The 15,494-nt window shown below is 71.8% G+C and carries 13 protein-coding genes and 1 pseudogene; 7 read left to right on the top strand and 7 right to left on the bottom strand.

All coding sequences use genetic code 11. The features are described 5' to 3' along the window. Nucleotides 1-32: 32 nt before the first annotated feature. The 4 genes from AB0924_RS16430 to AB0924_RS16415 all read right to left on the bottom strand — a co-directional run bounded on the left by AB0924_RS16430 (nucleotide 33) and on the right by AB0924_RS16415 (nucleotide 5,017). Nucleotides 33-1,205: a hypothetical protein gene (locus AB0924_RS16430; protein WP_358933693.1), complete on the bottom strand. Its 1,173-nt coding sequence runs from the start codon at nucleotides 1,203-1,205 to the stop codon at nucleotides 33-35. A 149-nt stretch (nucleotides 1,206-1,354) separates the two neighbouring features. After that, on the bottom strand, nucleotides 1,355-1,948 hold the full coding sequence (locus tag AB0924_RS16425; protein ID WP_358933691.1) for a lamin tail domain-containing protein: 594 nt from the start codon (nucleotides 1,946-1,948) through the stop codon (nucleotides 1,355-1,357). 295 nt (nucleotides 1,949-2,243) lie between these two features. Further along, the gene (locus AB0924_RS16420) at nucleotides 2,244-3,374 is read right to left on the bottom strand and encodes a S8 family peptidase (protein ID WP_366911844.1); all 1,131 of its coding nucleotides are present in this window, start codon (nucleotides 3,372-3,374) and stop codon (nucleotides 2,244-2,246) included. Between the two features lie 341 nt (nucleotides 3,375-3,715). Then, nucleotides 3,716-5,017: an arabinofuranosidase catalytic domain-containing protein gene (locus AB0924_RS16415; RefSeq protein WP_358933689.1), complete on the bottom strand. Its 1,302-nt coding sequence runs from the start codon at nucleotides 5,015-5,017 to the stop codon at nucleotides 3,716-3,718. A 355-nt stretch (nucleotides 5,018-5,372) separates the two neighbouring features. Here AB0924_RS16415 and AB0924_RS16410 point away from each other — a divergent pair, with 355 nt between their 5' ends. The 3 genes from AB0924_RS16410 (at nucleotide 5,373) to gap (ending at nucleotide 7,694) form a co-directional block, all read left to right on the top strand. Next, nucleotides 5,373-5,528, top strand: coding sequence for a DUF6131 family protein (locus AB0924_RS16410; RefSeq protein WP_250402800.1), 156 nt, complete (start codon nucleotides 5,373-5,375; stop codon nucleotides 5,526-5,528). A 102-nt stretch (nucleotides 5,529-5,630) separates the two neighbouring features. Next, complete coding sequence (locus AB0924_RS16405; RefSeq protein WP_358933686.1) at nucleotides 5,631-6,593, top strand: helix-turn-helix domain-containing protein; 963 nt, start codon at nucleotides 5,631-5,633, stop codon at nucleotides 6,591-6,593. A gap of 102 nt (nucleotides 6,594-6,695) precedes the next feature. Then, nucleotides 6,696-7,694 (top strand): type I glyceraldehyde-3-phosphate dehydrogenase, encoded by a 999-nt coding sequence (gene gap / locus AB0924_RS16400; protein WP_358933684.1) that lies wholly within the window; start codon nucleotides 6,696-6,698, stop codon nucleotides 7,692-7,694. A 25-nt stretch (nucleotides 7,695-7,719) separates the two neighbouring features. Here the strand turns inward: gap and AB0924_RS16395 are convergent, their stop codons facing one another. Continuing rightward, nucleotides 7,720-8,703, bottom strand: coding sequence for a helix-turn-helix domain-containing protein (locus tag AB0924_RS16395; protein ID WP_366911736.1), 984 nt, complete (start codon nucleotides 8,701-8,703; stop codon nucleotides 7,720-7,722). Between the two features lie 57 nt (nucleotides 8,704-8,760). On the opposite strand from AB0924_RS16395, the gene AB0924_RS16390 reads away from it, so the two are divergent. The 3 genes from AB0924_RS16390 (at nucleotide 8,761) to AB0924_RS16380 (ending at nucleotide 11,828) form a co-directional block, all read left to right on the top strand. After that, nucleotides 8,761-10,065: an MFS transporter gene (locus AB0924_RS16390; RefSeq protein ID WP_358933680.1), complete on the top strand. Its 1,305-nt coding sequence runs from the start codon at nucleotides 8,761-8,763 to the stop codon at nucleotides 10,063-10,065. Between the two features lie 93 nt (nucleotides 10,066-10,158). Further along, complete coding sequence (locus tag AB0924_RS16385) at nucleotides 10,159-10,446, top strand: DUF1905 domain-containing protein (protein WP_358933678.1); 288 nt, start codon at nucleotides 10,159-10,161, stop codon at nucleotides 10,444-10,446. 461 nt (nucleotides 10,447-10,907) lie between these two features. Beyond that, complete coding sequence (locus tag AB0924_RS16380; RefSeq protein ID WP_366911735.1) at nucleotides 10,908-11,828, top strand: CAP domain-containing protein; 921 nt, start codon at nucleotides 10,908-10,910, stop codon at nucleotides 11,826-11,828. Nucleotides 11,829-11,850: 22 nt separating this feature from the next. Here the strand turns inward: AB0924_RS16380 and AB0924_RS16375 are convergent, their stop codons facing one another. Next, a complete protein-coding gene (locus AB0924_RS16375; RefSeq protein WP_366911734.1) occupies nucleotides 11,851-13,971 on the bottom strand; it encodes a SpoIIE family protein phosphatase in 2,121 nt (706 codons plus the stop codon). 231 nt (nucleotides 13,972-14,202) lie between these two features. On the opposite strand from AB0924_RS16375, the pseudogene AB0924_RS16370 reads away from it, so the two are divergent. Continuing rightward, a pseudogene (locus AB0924_RS16370) lies at nucleotides 14,203-14,634 on the top strand (ATP-binding protein); the annotation flags it as partial. Nucleotides 14,635-14,801: 167 nt separating this feature from the next. Here AB0924_RS16370 and AB0924_RS16365 read toward each other — a convergent pair. Continuing rightward, on the bottom strand, nucleotides 14,802-15,494 hold the full coding sequence (locus tag AB0924_RS16365; RefSeq protein WP_358933671.1) for a GAF and ANTAR domain-containing protein: 693 nt from the start codon (nucleotides 15,492-15,494) through the stop codon (nucleotides 14,802-14,804).

Here is a 15,494-nt window from a genome sequence, read left to right as displayed (position 1 = left end):
GGACGCCGGAGCGGGCGTCCGGACCCTGCGGGTCAGACGCCCAGGGTGCCTGGGCCGTTTTGTGGCCGGGGAGGGCTCCGGGTGCCTGGGGGCGGTGCGTTGGGTACGTCGGGCGGCGGGGGCTCGGGTACGTTCGCGTCGATCGTCGACTCCCCGAACAGTTCGTTACGGCACATGGGTTGGCCGGTACGCGTGATCCGCCGTCTGGAACCTGGCTGACGGGTCATCGGCTGCCCGCCGGTCTCTTCCTCCAAGCTTGCAAACAGCTCCTCAAGACTGCGGGCGTCGGGCTCGGCCTCTGGCGTGTCGTCGGCGACGCTCTTCAGGTGCTCGAACGCCTGCAAAAGTGTGTCGGCGTCACGCTCGAGGTCTTCGATATCGGCCCCGGGCACGTCCCCGAGAACGCGTAGGTGGAGCGTCACGGCGGCATGGGCTTGCTCCACCCACTCCAAGGAATCGGCCTTTCCGGCCGGTTCCTCGGACTGCTTGAGCAGGCGACGCCCTTCCTTCAAGGCCCTCTTCGCCGCAGTCTTGTGCAGGGCGATGGCGGACGTCCCGAGTTTCGGCGGTTCGAACAACGCCTTGAGCTTTTCACCGGTCGGCAGCAGAAGCGCCGCCAACGAGCTCCCGACCGTTGACAGCGCGGCGGCGAACGGCCCGCCGGAAGCCGTGGAGGCCAGAGCGATGGCGGTGGTGGTGGCCACGTGCGGGATGAGTGCCCGGGACACTCTGACAGCTCCCTGGAGGCGGGACCTCCAGTACCTGGGCGTCTCACCGGCCGCGACCTTGCCGGCTTCCCTTCCTACGACCTCGATGATCTCGTTGAGACTCGCCAATGCTTCGGCTTTGGCCGGCTCGCCCCCCGGGCGGCTGAGGCTCACCCGGGCCTCGGCCAGGTCGGCCAGAATCCCTGTGAAGGTGGGCGGTGGCGGATCCTCGTAGCCCACAGAAGCCAGGAGGGTGGGTACGAGGATCGCCAGGCACGTACATGCGTCCTCCGCGTCGAACCCGTCGGCCGGCCCGGGCCCGTCCCTGATCACGTCCTCGGCCTCCGCGAGCAGCAACCGCGCGGATACCAAGACCTCCGTCGCGGCGGCTAGCCGGTCAGGCGTCGGCTCGCCCCAACCAGTGAGTCGTTCAAGTCTGCGCTGCTGTCGGATGAACTCCGCCAACAGTTGGCGCAGTTCGTCCCCGGCCATGGCCATGCGCCCCTCCCCCTGGTCACCGCACAGTGTGGAGGAACCAGCCCTGTCGGGCAATACGGCCATTCATCGGCCAACTGGCGAAATACGGCCCGCGGCGCGCCACTTCGAGTGAGTGACGCGCCGCGGGTCAAGAACTGCCGAGTGCCCGGTCAGCGGTGGTTGCCGTGCCAGCCGCCGTGGCGACGGTCACCGCGGTGGTCGTGGCGACGGTCACCGCGGTGGTCGCGGTCGTCGTAGCGGCGGTCGTCCCAGCGGCCGCGGCGGTCGTCGCCCCGGTGGTCGCGGTAGCCGCCGCCCCAGCGGCCGTGGCGGTCGTTGCCCCAGGAGGCGGAGTCGATGTAGCGACCGCGGCTGTCGCGCAGGGTCGCGGTGTCGTTGTTGTCCCACACCTGGCGGCCGCGGTCCTGGTAGACGTCACCCACTCGGTCCCAGCCGTTGCCGGTGTGGACGCGGACCGTCTCGTGCCCCTCGAGCCGGTAGTAGCGGAAGACGTAGGTGTGGCCGTCCGCGTCGGACAGCGTCCAGCCGTTCAGGTTGACGTCACGGCGGCCCTCGTTGGTGATCTCGACCCATTCCCTGTTCAGGGCGCGGGCGTCGCGGACGTGGGAGCCGTGCTGCACGGCGCTGATGACGACCTGTGCGCGCTGGTAACGGCCGTGGTCGGCAGCCGAGGCCGGCAGTGCCGCCGCGCCCACGACGGCCGCCGCGGCGACGGTGGCGGCAGCGACACGACGTGCGGTCACGAAGACAGAAGCGGACAAGGTGTCCCCCTTCTCAGGGTTGTGCGGGTGGCGGCCGGGCGGCCGCACAGCCACACCGTGCAGGCAGCGGGCCGCGCCGCCGGCGGACACACGGAGCCCGTTACGATTCACGCACATTTCCGTGACTCTTGGATGCAATGTCCATTAATGCGGTGAATGAGTCATGTGAGGACGCCACCCGGCACATCAGGCCCAAGCCCGTCGTACCGGTCTCACCCGAAAGTGAGTAACAGTCAGCGGCCCGGCGAGTGGGGTCGCCGGGCCGCGGACGGTGTCGTTACTCGGTCACCTTCAGCAGCTTGTTGGGCGTTCCGCTGCCGGCGTTGGTGATCTTGTCGGCGGTCGCACCGCCGGTCAGGGCTGTCGCGACCTGAGCCGGTGTGGCGTCCGGGTGGCCGGCGACGTAGACGGCGGCGGCACCGGTGACGTGGGGGGTCGCCATGGAGGTGCCGGAGATCGTCTTCGTCCCCTCGTCGCTGTCGTTCCAGTCCGAGGTGATGTCCGATCCCGGCGCGTACAGATCGACGATGGAACCGAAGTTGGAGAAGTCGGACTGCGCGTCGGCGTTGGTGCTGGAGGCCACGGTGAGGGCCTCCGGCACCCGTGCGGGCGAGCTGGTCTTGGCGTCGGTGGACTCGTTGCCGGCCGCGACCGCGAAGGTGACACCGGCGGCGATGGCCTTGCCGACCGCCGCGTCGAGGGCCGGGTCGGCGCCGCCGCCGAGGCTCATGTTGGCGACGGAGGGGCCCTTGTGGTTCTTGGTCACCCAGTCGATGCCGGCCACGACCTGCTCGGTGGTGCCGGAACCGTTGTTGTCGAGGACTCTGACGGCGACGACCTTGGCCTTCTTCGCGACGCCGTGGGCGGTCCCGGCGATGGTCCCGGCGACGTGGGTGCCGTGGCCGTTGCCGTCGTCGGCGCTGTCGTCGTTGTCGACGGCGTCGAAGCCGTAGGAGGCGCGGCCTCCGAAGTCCTTGTGGCTGATGCGGACGCCGGTGTCGATGACGTACGCGGTCGCCCCCTCCCCGGCCTTGTCGGGGTAGGTGTACTTGTGGTCGCCGGCGGTGTCGGCCTGGTCGATCCGGTCCAGGCCCCAGGACGGCGGGGTGTCCTGGGTGGCGGTTATGTGGAACTTCTTGTTCTGCACCACGGTCGAGACCTCGGGATCGGCGGCCAGCCGCTTGGCCTCGGTCTCGGTGAGGCTCGTGGCCGAGAAACCGTTGACCGCCGATCCGTAGGTGCGGCCGAGTTCGCCGCCGTACCGTTCCGCCAGGTCCGCCTTCCGCGCCTGTGACGCCTTCTGGTCCAGCAGGACGATGTAGCTGCCGGCGACCGCGCCCCGGGCGTGCATCCCGTAGACCGTGCCCTCGGCGGGGCGTTCGGCGTGGGCCATGGGTGAAACGGCCATGGCGGTACCGACGACTGCCGTCACGGAGGCGATCGCGGTGGCGATCCTTGCCTTCCCCATGCGGTGCTGATGGGTCGTCAAGAGGGATCTCCTCGTCGTATGTGGGGGGTTGAGTGGGGGGACGCACCGGCGACGAAGACCGGTGCGCCTCGGAGCGTGCCTAGTTGTCACGCACAGATCAACCCCGTATATGCGAGAGGGAAGCGGCTCCCGCACACACCTCCACCAGATCCCCTCGCCCTCGACGGAACCCTTGGGCATAGCCGCAGCTCCCGGCAGTGATTGAAGTAAAAAACAACACCAGAGGAGCCTTTGTGACTTTTTCTGCACATGATGTGCACTCAGTTGAGCCGGAACCTCTGCGCCGCCGATCCATTGCAGTCCCACAGCTCGACCTTCGCGCCGTTCGCCGTACCGTTGCCCTCGATGTCGAGACAACGACCCAGTGTGCTCAGGGAGTTGTCAGCACGGTGGAACCAGTGCTGGTCGACCGCCCAGGTCTGGCAGTCCCAGAGCTGTACGGCGGTGCCGTTGACGCCGGTGTCGTCCGCCGCGACGTCGACGCACTTGCCGCCGGGGCCGGTGACCGTGCCCTGGGGGCCGTTGGGCACGTCCGTCCGCCCGGAGTAGCCGACCGACACGATGTTGGCCTGCACGGCGTTCTCGGCCGCGTCGGTCGGATAGCCGGCGACCATCACGCCCTCGAAGAACGTGCCCATGTTCCAGTTGCTGTTGTCGCCGCCCGTGCCGAGGATGATGCCGCCCTCCTGGTGCATCGGCTGGTAGCCGCCCCGGGTGGGCAGGGCCCCGTCCCACCACGTGGTCAGCGCGCCGGACTGGGAGTCGCCGCCCTTCAGGGCGTATCTCGTCCGGCCGTCGTTCTTCAGCACCGCGGTGACGTACGCGCTGTTGTTGCCGCGGTTGGCTGTGTTGGAGCCGTTGTCGCCCTGGAACATGCCGTTCTCCAGGTCCGCCTCGACCCAGGGTCCCGAACCGGTGCACGGGGCGAAGTAGCACGTGGTGGCGATGCTGACCGCGTCCATGTGACCGTTTCCGGTGTCGGCGGGCGTGCTCTCGGCGTTGCCGTAGTCGAAGCAGCAGGCCGAGCCGACGTGGGTGCCGCTGGCCACCATGTAGGCGCCCTCGGGCTGTCCGTTCACCGCGACGCCCGAGGCCACGCCGGTGTAGCGGTAGCCGACGCCGGGTGAGATCCACACGCCGTAGACCTTGTGGCCGCCCGCGGTGACCGCGATCTCACTGGCGTCCGCCCCGCGGTCCGCGCCCATGCCGGCGGTTCCGGCGGGTCCCGGGGTCAGGTCGTTGTGGCGTGCGGTCTGGTCGTAGATCTTCGTGATGCGGCAGGTCGTTCCGCCGCAGAAGGTGTCCTGGCGGCCGGCGTCCGCGTAGCCGCCCGCCGACAGCAGTCCGATGTCGGTGGCGGCGCCGTCCGAGGCGCGGGTGACCCGGTACAGGAGTCCGTTGTAGGCGCCGTAGAGGGCGCGCACCGTGCTGTGCGCGGCGACGCACGGGGTACCGGCCCCGCCGTAGATGTCGCAGGGCTGCGAGCCGGCGGCCTCGGCCGGCCCGCTCAGGCCGGCCAGGGCGACGAGCACGAGCGCCAGGACGGCCGGCAGGGATCGCACGCGTGCGCAGGGGCGCCGCGGCGGCCTGGGCCCGGTGCCGGTCGTGGCGTCGGTTCCTGTTCCGGGTCCGTGTCCCTGTACGGGCCCGGGTCCGGTGACTGCAGATCTCTCTCCGCGCATCGTCTGCTCCTCGAAGGACGGGACGTGCTGCCAACAAGGTGGGGTGTCAGCCGAGTTCGTCTTTCGTTGCGGCCGTTGCGGAACGTACGAAGCGCGATCGATGGCGTCAGGATTTGTTGCTTCAGACTTATTTAAAGCTTTGGATCTGTCCTGAATTGTTGCTTCAGTGGGTGGCTTGACGCCTCACTTCGGGGCACACGGACATGTGGAGTGTTACTTCGACAGGAGGCACGTCATGATCGCCCTCGGAGTCATCCTGCTCATCATCGGCTTCCTCACGGGGATCTCCATCCTGTGGACCATCGGCATCATCCTCGTGGTGATCGGCGCGGTCCTGTGGATCCTCGGCTCCATGGGGCACGCGGTCGCGGGGCGCCGGCACTACTGGTAGGACCGGGGCCGTTCTCGGGGCAGTGACGCGGACCGGCTGCCCGGACGCAGGGCCGGACACGCCGGTCCGCGGTGTGTCCGGGCGCCGCGTACCCTGCTGCTCGTGTCCGCCTCAGCCCCGCATCCGCACCGTGTCGCCGTGCTCGTCCTGGAGGGTGCGAAGCCGCTGGACGTCGGCATTCCCGCCCAGGTGTTCACGACCCGGGCGAGCATGCCGTACGAGGTGCGGGTGTGCGGGGCGGCGCCCGGTCTGGTGACCGGCGGCGACGGTCTGTCGTACCACGTCGCGCACGGCCTGGAAGCGCTCGCGTGGGCCCAGAGCGTCTTCATCCCCGGATACAGGTTCCCGAATCGTGAGGACCCGCCGCGGGCCGTCGTCGACGGGCTGCTCGCCGCCCACGAACGGGGCGCTCGGCTCGCCGCGATCTCGACGGGCGCCTTCGCGCTCGCCGCGACAGGTCTACTGGACGGCCGCCGCGCCACGACACACTGGCACTACGCCCGGGCGCTGGCGGCGCGGCACCCGCTCGTCCGGGTCGACGAGAACGTGCTCTTCGTCGACGAGGGCAGCGTGCTGACATCGGCCGGTGCCGCCTCCGGCCTCGACCTGTGCCTGCACATCCTGCGCCGCGATCTCGGGGTGGCCCCGGCGAACCACGCGGCCCGGCGTCTGGTCGCGGCGCCCTACCGCAGCGGCGGCCAGGCGCAGTACGTGCCGCGCAGCGTGCCCGAGCCGCTCGGCGAACGGTTCGCGGCGACCCGCGAGTGGGCGCTGCACCGGCTCGGCCGGCCGCTCACCCTGGACGTGCTCGCCCGGCACGCGGCGGTGTCGCCGCGCACGTTCTCGCGCCGGTTCGTCGAGGAGACCGGGTACACGCCGATGCAGTGGGTGATGCGGGCCCGCGTGGACGTGGCGCGCGAGCTGCTGGAGCGTTCGGAGCGGAGCATCGAGCAGATCGCCGCCGACGTGGGTCTCGGCACGGCCGCGAATCTGCGGCTGCACTTCCAGCAGGTCCTCGGCACCACTCCGAGCGAGTACCGGCGCACCTTCACCCGCGGCGAGTAGCCCGCGACCGGCTGGCGCGATCCTTGCGAACTGTGGCGATCCCGCCTCTGTCAGCGGCCGCCGCCGCCCGCGAACCTGGTGGCGAGCGAAGGGACACCACTCATGACTCGTATCGCCATCAACGGTTTCGGCCGCATCGGCCGCAATGTGCTGCGCGCCCTGCTGGAGCGCGGCAGCGACCTGGAGGTCGTGGCCGTCAACGACCTCACGGAGCCCGCCACGCTGGCGCGGCTGCTCGCCTACGACACGACGGCCGGCCGGCTCGGCCGCCCGGTGACCGCCGACGGTGACGCCCTCGTCGTCGACGGCCGCCGCATCAGGGTGCTGGCCGAGCGTGAGCCGGAGCGGCTGCCGTGGGGCGAACTCGGCGTCGACATCGTGCTGGAGGCGACCGGCCGTTTCACCTCGGCGAAGGCGGCCCACGCCCATGTGGCCGCGGGAGCGCGCAAGGTGCTCGTCAGCGCGCCGTCCGACGGCGCGGACGTCACGCTCGCGTTCGGGGTGAACACCGGTGCCTACGACCCGGCCCGGCACACGATCGTCTCGAACGCCTCCTGCACGACCAACGCGCTCGCCCCGCTCGCCTCGGTGCTCGACGAACTCGCGGGGATCGAGCACGGCTTCATGACGACGGTGCACGCCTACACGCAGGAGCAGAACCTGCAGGACGGCCCGCACCGCGACGCCCGCCGGGCCCGCGCCGCCGGCGTCAACATCGTGCCGACCACGACGGGCGCCGCCAAGGCGATCGGCCTGGTGCTGCCGAACCTCGACGGCCGGCTGTCGGGCGACTCGATCCGGGTGCCGGTCCCGGTGGGCTCGATCGTCGAACTGAACACGACCGTCGCGCGTGACGTGACGCGCGACGACGTGCTGGCGGCCTACCGGGCCGCGGCCGAGGGGCCGCTGGCCGGCGTCCTGGAGTACTCCGAGGACCCGCTGGTGTCGTCCGACATCACGGGCAACCCGGCCTCGTCGATCTTCGACTCGGCCCTCACCCGGGTCGACGGGCGTCACGTGAAGGTGGTCGCCTGGTACGACAACGAGTGGGGCTTCTCGAACCGTGTGATCGACACGCTCGAACTGCTCGCCGCCGGCTGACCGGACACCCCGGCCGCGCCGTCCGCTACCGGCACAGTGCGTCGCCGAGCGGCGTGCGCTGGTAGCGGACGGTGCGGCCGCTGCGGGTGCGGCTGAGCAGGCCCGCGTCGTAGAGGACGGCCAGGTGCTGGCTGACGGCGCCCGGGGTGACGCCCAGACGGTGGGCGAGTTCGGTCGTGGAGGCCGGTTCGGCGAGCAGGCGCAGCAGCCGGGCGCGGGGCCGGCCGAGGAGCCGGACCAGGGCACGGTCGGTGACCGGGGGCGGCGTCTCGGAGAGGGTGGCGCGGCCGCGGGCCGGATAGACGAGGAGCGGCGGGCGGGACGCGTCGATCATCGTCTGGGCGCCGCGCCCGAAGAGCGTCGGCATCAGCACCATGCCGCGTCCCGCGATACGGATGTCGCCCGACGGCCAGGGAGCGGTGTCGCCCTCGCGGTGCAGACGGAGGTGACCGCCGGTCCACACGAGTCGCGGGTCGAGCCCGGCGAACAGGGCGGCCGCGCCCTGCTCCGCCAGCACCCGTGCCCGGTGGGCGAGATCGGCCTCCATGATGCTCCGCGTACGCGGCCACCACGCGTCGGCGAGGCAGGTGCGCCAGTAGGCGTCGAGGGCGTCGGTGAGCCGGACGAGGAAGGCCGCCGGGTCGGCCAGGCCCCGCGCGACGAGCGGGGGAAGCGTGTCCGCGGCGCGGTAGGTGGCCCGGAAGTCGGAGGCGACGACGTCCGGTGGGGTACGGCGGACCTCGTCGAGCTCGTGCGCGAAGACCGGCCGGGCCCGTGCCGGGCGCGGGGTGAGGAAGTCCGGCACCCACAGCCAGGGGGCGACCAGGACGGTGAGCAGTTCGTGGTCCAGGTGCTCCAGGCGCGGGCGGATACGGCGCAGCCACGGCCGGTGGTGCGGGTACCGCGCGGGGTCGTGCAGACACCGCAGCGAGAACACCGCCTCCTGCAGCGGGGAGTAGGCGAAGGAGGTGGTGGCCAGGTCGCCGATGGCGAAGCGGAACTCGATCATTGAGTGTCACGCTAAATCATTGTCGGACCGGGGCGGGGAGGGGGTTGGCTGTCGGGCATGACCACCACACCACTTCCGAAGTCCGTTGCCGAGGACGGCGGTTCGCGGGCGGGGCGGGCGACCCGGGCGGGCGGGCTGCTGCCGGCCGACCCGGTGCTGCGCCTCGCCACCGTGCTGACCGCGGTCAACTCCCTTGGCAACGGGCTGTACTTCCCGCTGGGCGTCCTGTACTTCACGCGTATCGTCGGCCTGGAGGCGACCGCCGTCGGGCTCGGGATGACGGTCGCGGGCCTGGTGGGCGTGGCCGCGGGGGTGCCCGCCGGGCGGGCCGCGGACCGGTGGGGCGCCCGGCGGGTCGGCTCCCTGCTGTGGGGCGGCACGGGCATCGCCACGGCTTCGTACGTCCTCGTGGGTTCCTACGCCGCGTTCCTCGTCGCGGTGATCTGCGCGACGGGACTGCAGATGGCGAGCCGCGGGGTGCAGGGCGCGCTGTACGCGGAGGTGCTGCCGCCGGCGACGCGGGTGGAGGCGCGGGCGTATCTGCGGATGGTGACGAACGTCGGGATGGGCGTGGGCGGCGCGCTGGGCGCGGTCGCTCTGCAGGTGGACACGGAGGGCGCCTACCTGACGGTGATCGCGTTGAACGCGCTGTCCTTCGCGGGCCCCGCGCTGCTGCTGCCCCGGCTGGCGCCGGCGTCGCACACGCGGGAACGTGCGGTCCCGGCCGCCGGCGCTCCGGCGGCCGAGCGCTGGCGAGCAGTGCGCGACCTGCCCTTCCTGACGGTGACGGTGCTCAACGCGGTGCTGGTGGTGCAGTACACGCTGGCCGAGGTGGGGCTGCCGCTGTGGATCGTGCAGCGCACCACGGCTCCGCGCTGGACGGCGGCCCTGCTGATGATCGTCAACTGTGTGCTGGTGGCGCTGCTTCAGGTGCGGGTCGCCCGGCGCGCCTCCCAAGTGCACACGGCGGTACGGGCGATGGGCTGGTCGGGGCTGCTGCTGGCGGCGGCCTGCGCGGTGTACGCGCTGTCCGCGGGCCTCTCCCCCGTGTGGGCGGTGCTGTCGCTGACGGCCGGGGCGGTGGTGCAGGTGTTCGCCGAGGTGCTGTCGGCGGCGGGCGGCTGGACCCTCGGCTACGAACTCGCCGACGCCCGCGCGCACGGCGTCTACCAGGGGGTGTTCGGCACGGGTGCGTCGGCGGGGATGATGGCGGGACCGGCCCTGGTCACGGTCACCGCGATCGCCCACGGCACCTTCGGCTGGGCGGTGCTCGGCGTGGTGTTCGCCGTCGCCGGGCTCTGCGTGGCACCGGCCGTGCGCTGGGCCCGGCGGGACGGCGCCTGGCGGGGCGAACCGGCTTGACGCCCCGGGCCGGAGGGCGGCGAAGGCCGGGCCCTCCCACCGCGGGTATCCTGAGCGCGATCCGGCCCTCCTCGGTCAACTGGAGCAGCACGCATGGAACTTGTCTTCGCCGGCCGGGTGATCGAGTGGCGGGGGCCGTCACCGTTCTACTTCGTCGCCGTGCCCGAGGAGGAGTCCGCCGACATCCGGCAGATCGCCTCGGCGGCCACGTACGGCTGGGGCGTGATTCCGGTCGACGCCCGGATCGGCGGCAGCGACTTCTCCACGTCGCTCTTCCCGAAGGACGGCGGCTATCTGCTGCCGCTGAAGAAGGCGGTGCGTGCGCAGCGGGGCCTGTCCGCGGGCGACGACGTGACCGTGGCGATGACCGTGCGCCTCTGACCGGCCGGACCGGCCGCTGCCGGTGCCGGGCGCCCCGGCAACAACCGGAATCCGTGGTTCCGTGACATCCCTCACAGCGCTCCCGCGACATGAGCGGGTCGGTTAGTAGACACCACTCTGGCGACATATGGGATTTGTCCGTCTTGGTACGGAAGTGGATCAGACCCGGTCGGACGGCGTTCCGTCCGGCCGGGCGCGCCTGCCGTCCTCGTGGCGCACGACGGTTTCTGACGGAGCGGCAGTGGTGGGCGCGCCCCGCTCGCGCCCGGCCTGCACGCCCGGCCGCCCTTGGCAAGGGCCGTCCGCGGCTACTAGGCGCGGTAGTACGACTGCCTCTTTGCATGCCATGTGAAGGCTTCCTAAGAATGACGATCCGCAAGGCGTTCCCGCAGGTCGGGAGCGGAGTCCGCGACGCGTCGGCGACACCGGGACGCGCAACGACCAGCGAGTGAGGTCACGCAATGGGAGAGCATCGCAAGAAGCAGCATTACCGGCGGGTGGTCATCGCTGCGGTCGCCGTGAGCGCCGTCGGAGTGCCGTCCATAGCCATGGCCTGCGGCGAGTGGCCGGACGGCGGAGCGGACCGCCCCGTCGCCGCGCAGGCCGCCGCCGCCCAGAGCCGGTACGACGACCACGGGCAGCGCTACTGGCACGGTGACGGTGGCATCGCGCCCAGCTGGCTGCCGTCGCAGACGCCGGGCGCGACCGCACCGAGCACGACCGCCCCGAGTGCGACCGCACCGAGCACGACCGCCCCGAGCGCCCCCGCGGCCACCCCCGAGAAGCGGGTGCCGAAGCACCACCACCGGCACGTGCACAGGCACAAGCACACCGTCAAGGTGTCCCCCAGCGCTCCCCGGCCCACCGCGACCACGCCTCAGCCCGCCCCGAAGCCCGCCGGCACGGCTCCCCGGACCACGCCCCGGCCCACCACGCCCCGGCCCACCGCGCCCGCGGCCACCACCGCGCCGAGCACCCCGAGGCCCACCGCCGGCGCCACGGCCTCCGGCGTCACCGCCCGGATCCTGGAACTGGTCAACGCCGAGCGCGGCAAGGCCGGTTGCTCCCCGCTGACCCTGAACGCGACCCTCACCAAGGCCGCGCAGGAGCACAGCCAGGACATGGCCGCCCACCAGAACATGTCGCACACCGGATCCGACGGCTCCTCCCCCGGCGACCGGATCACCGGCGCCGGCTACACCTGGAGCTCCTACGGCGAGAACGTCGCCTACGGCTACTCCACGGCGGAGCAGGTCATGGCCGGCTGGATGTCCAGCCCCGGCCACCGGGCCAACATCCTCAACTGCTCGTTCAAGGAGATCGGCGTCGGTCTCGCGCAGCCCAACAGCTACTGGACCCAGGACTTCGGAACCGCCCGCTAGGCCGAGTCCGCCTCGCTCCACCTCACCGCTCCGGCCCGGCCAGGGCCCGCAGCAGCAGCACGGTCACGTCGTCGGTGCGCCGGCCGCCCGGCCAGGCGTGCCGGACGAGGCCGTCGGCGAGGTCCGCGAGGTCACCGCCGTCGGCACCGGCGAGATGTGCGGCCAGTTCCATCGTGGTCTGCGCGACGTCGGTGCCCGGGTGTTCCACCAGCCCGTCCGTGTGCAGGGCGAGGATCGCTCCCTCGGGCAGGGCGGCGGCCGTGACGGGGTAGCGGACTCGTGTGCCGATGCCCAGCAGGGGCCCCGGTTCGACGTCCAGTGTCGTCGCGTGCCGCGGCGCCGGTCTGATCAGCGGCGGAAGGTGCCCGGCGCTGGCGAGGCACAACCGGTGCCTGGCCGGGTCGAGTTGCACGTACAGACACGCGACGAGCAGTTCGGAGTCCAGGTCCGCCAGCAGCTGGTTGGTGCGGGCCAGGACCTGGTCCGGTGCCGCCCCCGCCGTCGCGTGGGCGTGGATGGCGGTGCGGACCTGCCCCATGAGCGCGGCCGCTGCGACGCTGTGCCCCTCCACGTCGCCGATGACGGCCGCGGCGGTGCCGTCGTCGAGGCGCAGCAGGTCGTAGAAGTCCCCGCCCACGTCCAGGCCATGACCGGCCGGCAGATAGCGGGCGGCGACCTCGAGACCCGGCACCTGGGGCAGGGTGCGGGGCAGGAGCGCCTGCTGGAGTTCGTGGACGAGACGGTGCTGGGAGTCGTACAGGCCGGCACGGTCCAGCGCCTGCGCGACGAGCCCTGCCAGTGAGGTGAGCACGGCGCGCTCGTCGGCGCTGAAGTCGTGCGGACGGTCGTACGTCAGGATGCAGCAGCCGACGGGGCGGCCGGAGACGACCAGCGGCAGGAAGGCCCACGCCTGTTTGCCGCTGAGCCGGGCTGCCTGGGGGTGGCTGCGGGCGAGCTCGGCCGGACTGGAGATGAAGGCGGGGACGCCGGCCGCCAGGACGTCACCGGCCGGTGTGAGCTCGGTGTCCAACGGGAGCGCGTCCAGGCGCTCCAGAGCCTCGCCGGGATAGCCGTAGTGGCCGACGATGCTCAGCCGGCCGGCGTCGACGGCCGGGAGGACCATGCCCTGGGCGCCGAACGCGGGCAGGATCTGGTCGGTGACGAGCGTGACGAGGTCCCGCACGGTGACGATCTCGGTGAGCGCGGCCGCGAGGTGGACGAGCTGGTAGAGCCGTCCCGTCGGAGCCGGCGCGGCGGTACGCCGCGCCACCGGTGCCGCGGGGTCGGCGGCCTGCTCCCGGCCCGGGACGACGCGGACGCTGATACCGCTGCCGTCGGGGTAGAGCCGGAAGGTCAGCCACCGGTCCGGCGGCCGCAGGGCGTCGAAGGAGGCGGGCGCCCGGCTGACGACGACCGTGCGGTACTGGTCCTCGTACACGGGGTCGTCCAGCCACGGCAGGGACTGCCAGGGCCGGGTGCCGAGCAGTTCCTGCACCGAGCGCCCGAGCAGCCGGGCGGCCGTGGTGCTGGCGAAGGTGACCCGGCCCTCCAGATCGAGGGACACGGCACCCTCGGGAACGCGTTCGAGGTAGTCGGCCGCGGCCGTGCCGGTCAGCAGGGGGTGGCGCACGGTGTCGACGCGGAAGACGCGGGGCAGCTCGGGCAGGTCCGGTGGCGCGGGCGAGTCGTCCAGCAGACGGGCGAGCTGGTGCGCGCTGGCGGTGATGTGGCCGCGTTCACGCGCGGACGCGGCGCGCGCCCGTTCGTCGGGCCACAGCAGTACCAGGCCGCCCCAGCACCGGCGCGCACCGGTCACGGGGACCGCGGCGAGAGCGAACCGGTACGGCAGCACGGCGGCGGTGCGCGGATAGCGGCGCGCCATCTCGTCGTGGCCCGCGACCCACACCATCCGGCGTTCTCTGATCGCCTCGGTGAGCGGCGCGGGAGCGGTGAGCGGCAGGCGCCGCCACGGAGCCGTGAACTCCTGCGGCACCCCGCACACGGCCACCATCCGCAGGACCCCTCGCGGCTCCTCGGTGAGGAACAGACCGCCGATGGACGCGCCGGTGCGGCGCACCACGCCGGTCAGCGCCGACCCGAGCGCCTCGTGCAGCGAACCGTCCTCCTGGGGATCAGGCCGCATAGCGCCTCCACCGACTGTCGAGTGAAGCCGTCAACCACCCCGCCCACCGGTTGCCCGCCAAACGACGACCCATACACGACGAGAGTGAACATATGGCTGATATGGGTCATCTCCGAGGCGAGTGACCTGCGCCTCCGACACTGGTGGGCCGGAAGACGGCTACTGATCCGGCTTCGGGGTAGCCGACTGATTCAGATCAACTACGTACCCAGTGACAACCGAGGCATTTTCATGGCCATCCCGCTTAGGCAGAAGGCGTCGGATGAGCCGGAACGGAACGGGGACGCCTCGCTGCGGTGGAACACCACCTGGGACAGCGGCGCCATCAGCGCCGCCCAGGCCCGCGCAGCGGCGGAGCGCTTTCTCGTCCGTGTCCGTGCCACCGACCGCGTCCCCGTCCCCGACCGCGTGGTGCAGGACACGCAACTGGTGGTCAGCGAACTGATCACGAACGTCGTACAGCACACGTCGGGGCCCTGCGGGCTCGGTCTGGAGGTGTCTGCCGACGGTGACCGTCTCCGGATCTCGGTGTGGGACTCCTCGCGCCGGATGCCCCAGGTCCGGTCCCGCGACGGACAGCGGATCGGCGGCCACGGCCTCGAGATCGTCAAGGCGATCAGCCATACGCTCTCCGTGACGGCGCGGGACGGGGGCAAGCACGTCGACGTGTCGCTCCTGCTGCCCGGCGCGCGCGGCCCCGCGGCGCCGGCGGACCCGGATCCGCTGGGCCGGGCGCCGCGGGAACGGACCCGTGCGGATCCGCCCAACGGACCGCCACCGGGGCGGACCGGAATCGCCACCGGGACGGACGGCATCCCGCGCGCGGCCGGTCAGGCCGTCCCGGGTTTGTCGTCGCGTACCCGCTCGGCGATGTCACGCAGCTTGACGTTGTGCTCCTGCGAGATGCGCCGCAGTACGTTGAAGGCGTCCTCCTCGCTCAGCCCGTGGCGCTCACGCAGAATGCCCATGGCCTCCCCGACGGCGTGCCGGCTCTCCAGCCCGTGCTCGAGCTGGTCGATGGTGCGCGCGCTGGCCAGAGCCACGGCGGCGTGCGAGGCCAGCAGCCAGCCCGCCGTCTCGATCTCCTTGCTGAAGGCCCCCGGGCGGGAGCTGTACAGGTTCAGCGCCCCGAAGTCCTCCTGGTCCGTGTACAGCAGCACCCCTGTCATGCTGGACACGCCCAGGTCGCGGGCCGACGACGCGAAACGCTCCCAGTGGGGCTGGGGCGCGCTCATGTCGGGGATGCGGTAGATGCGGTCGCCGCTCCTGCGCCGGGCCAGGTCGAAGCACGGCCCCTCCCCCAGCTCGCCCTGGAGCCGGTCGGACTCACGGACGATGTCGTGGGTGGCGGACAGGGTGACCGCCTTGCCCTTGCGCACCGCGAGGATGCCCGCGAACTCACAGCCCTCGACGAGTTCCACCGCCGCGGCCGAGATCTTGTCCAGCGTCGCCTGTACCGAGTCCTGCTCCAGCAGGTCCCTGGCGAGCCGGGCCATCGCCTCCGCGTACTCCCGCCACTCCAT

Source organism: Streptomyces sp. NPDC047869 (genome assembly GCF_040704065.1).
In the GTDB taxonomy this organism is placed as follows: domain Bacteria; phylum Actinomycetota; class Actinomycetes; order Streptomycetales; family Streptomycetaceae; genus Streptomyces.
The sequence above is the reverse complement of the archived record's forward strand: the minus strand, read 5'-3'. Positions and strand labels throughout refer to the sequence as shown.

Excerpts from the sequence above, each read along its gene's own strand:
- AB0924_RS16430 (WP_358933693.1), bottom strand. The coding sequence starts at position 1,205 with ATGGCCATGGCCGGGGACGAACTGCGCCAACTGTTGGCGGAGTTCATC.
- AB0924_RS16420 (WP_366911844.1), bottom strand. The coding sequence starts at position 3,374 with ATGGCCGTTTCACCCATGGCCCACGCCGAACGCCCCGCCGAGGGCACG.
- AB0924_RS16410 (WP_250402800.1), top strand. The coding sequence starts at position 5,373 with ATGATCGCCCTCGGAGTCATCCTGCTCATCATCGGCTTCCTCACGGGG.
- gap (WP_358933684.1), top strand. The coding sequence starts at position 6,696 with ATGACTCGTATCGCCATCAACGGTTTCGGCCGCATCGGCCGCAATGTG.
- AB0924_RS16395 (WP_366911736.1), bottom strand. The coding sequence starts at position 8,703 with ATGATCGAGTTCCGCTTCGCCATCGGCGACCTGGCCACCACCTCCTTC.
- AB0924_RS16390 (WP_358933680.1), top strand. The coding sequence starts at position 8,761 with ATGACCACCACACCACTTCCGAAGTCCGTTGCCGAGGACGGCGGTTCG.
- AB0924_RS16385 (WP_358933678.1), top strand. The coding sequence starts at position 10,159 with ATGGAACTTGTCTTCGCCGGCCGGGTGATCGAGTGGCGGGGGCCGTCA.
- AB0924_RS16380 (WP_366911735.1), top strand. The coding sequence starts at position 10,908 with ATGGGAGAGCATCGCAAGAAGCAGCATTACCGGCGGGTGGTCATCGCT.
- AB0924_RS16375 (WP_366911734.1), bottom strand. The coding sequence starts at position 13,971 with ATGCGGCCTGATCCCCAGGAGGACGGTTCGCTGCACGAGGCGCTCGGG.
- AB0924_RS16365 (WP_358933671.1), bottom strand. The coding sequence starts at position 15,494 with ATGGAGTGGCGGGAGTACGCGGAGGCGATGGCCCGGCTCGCCAGGGAC.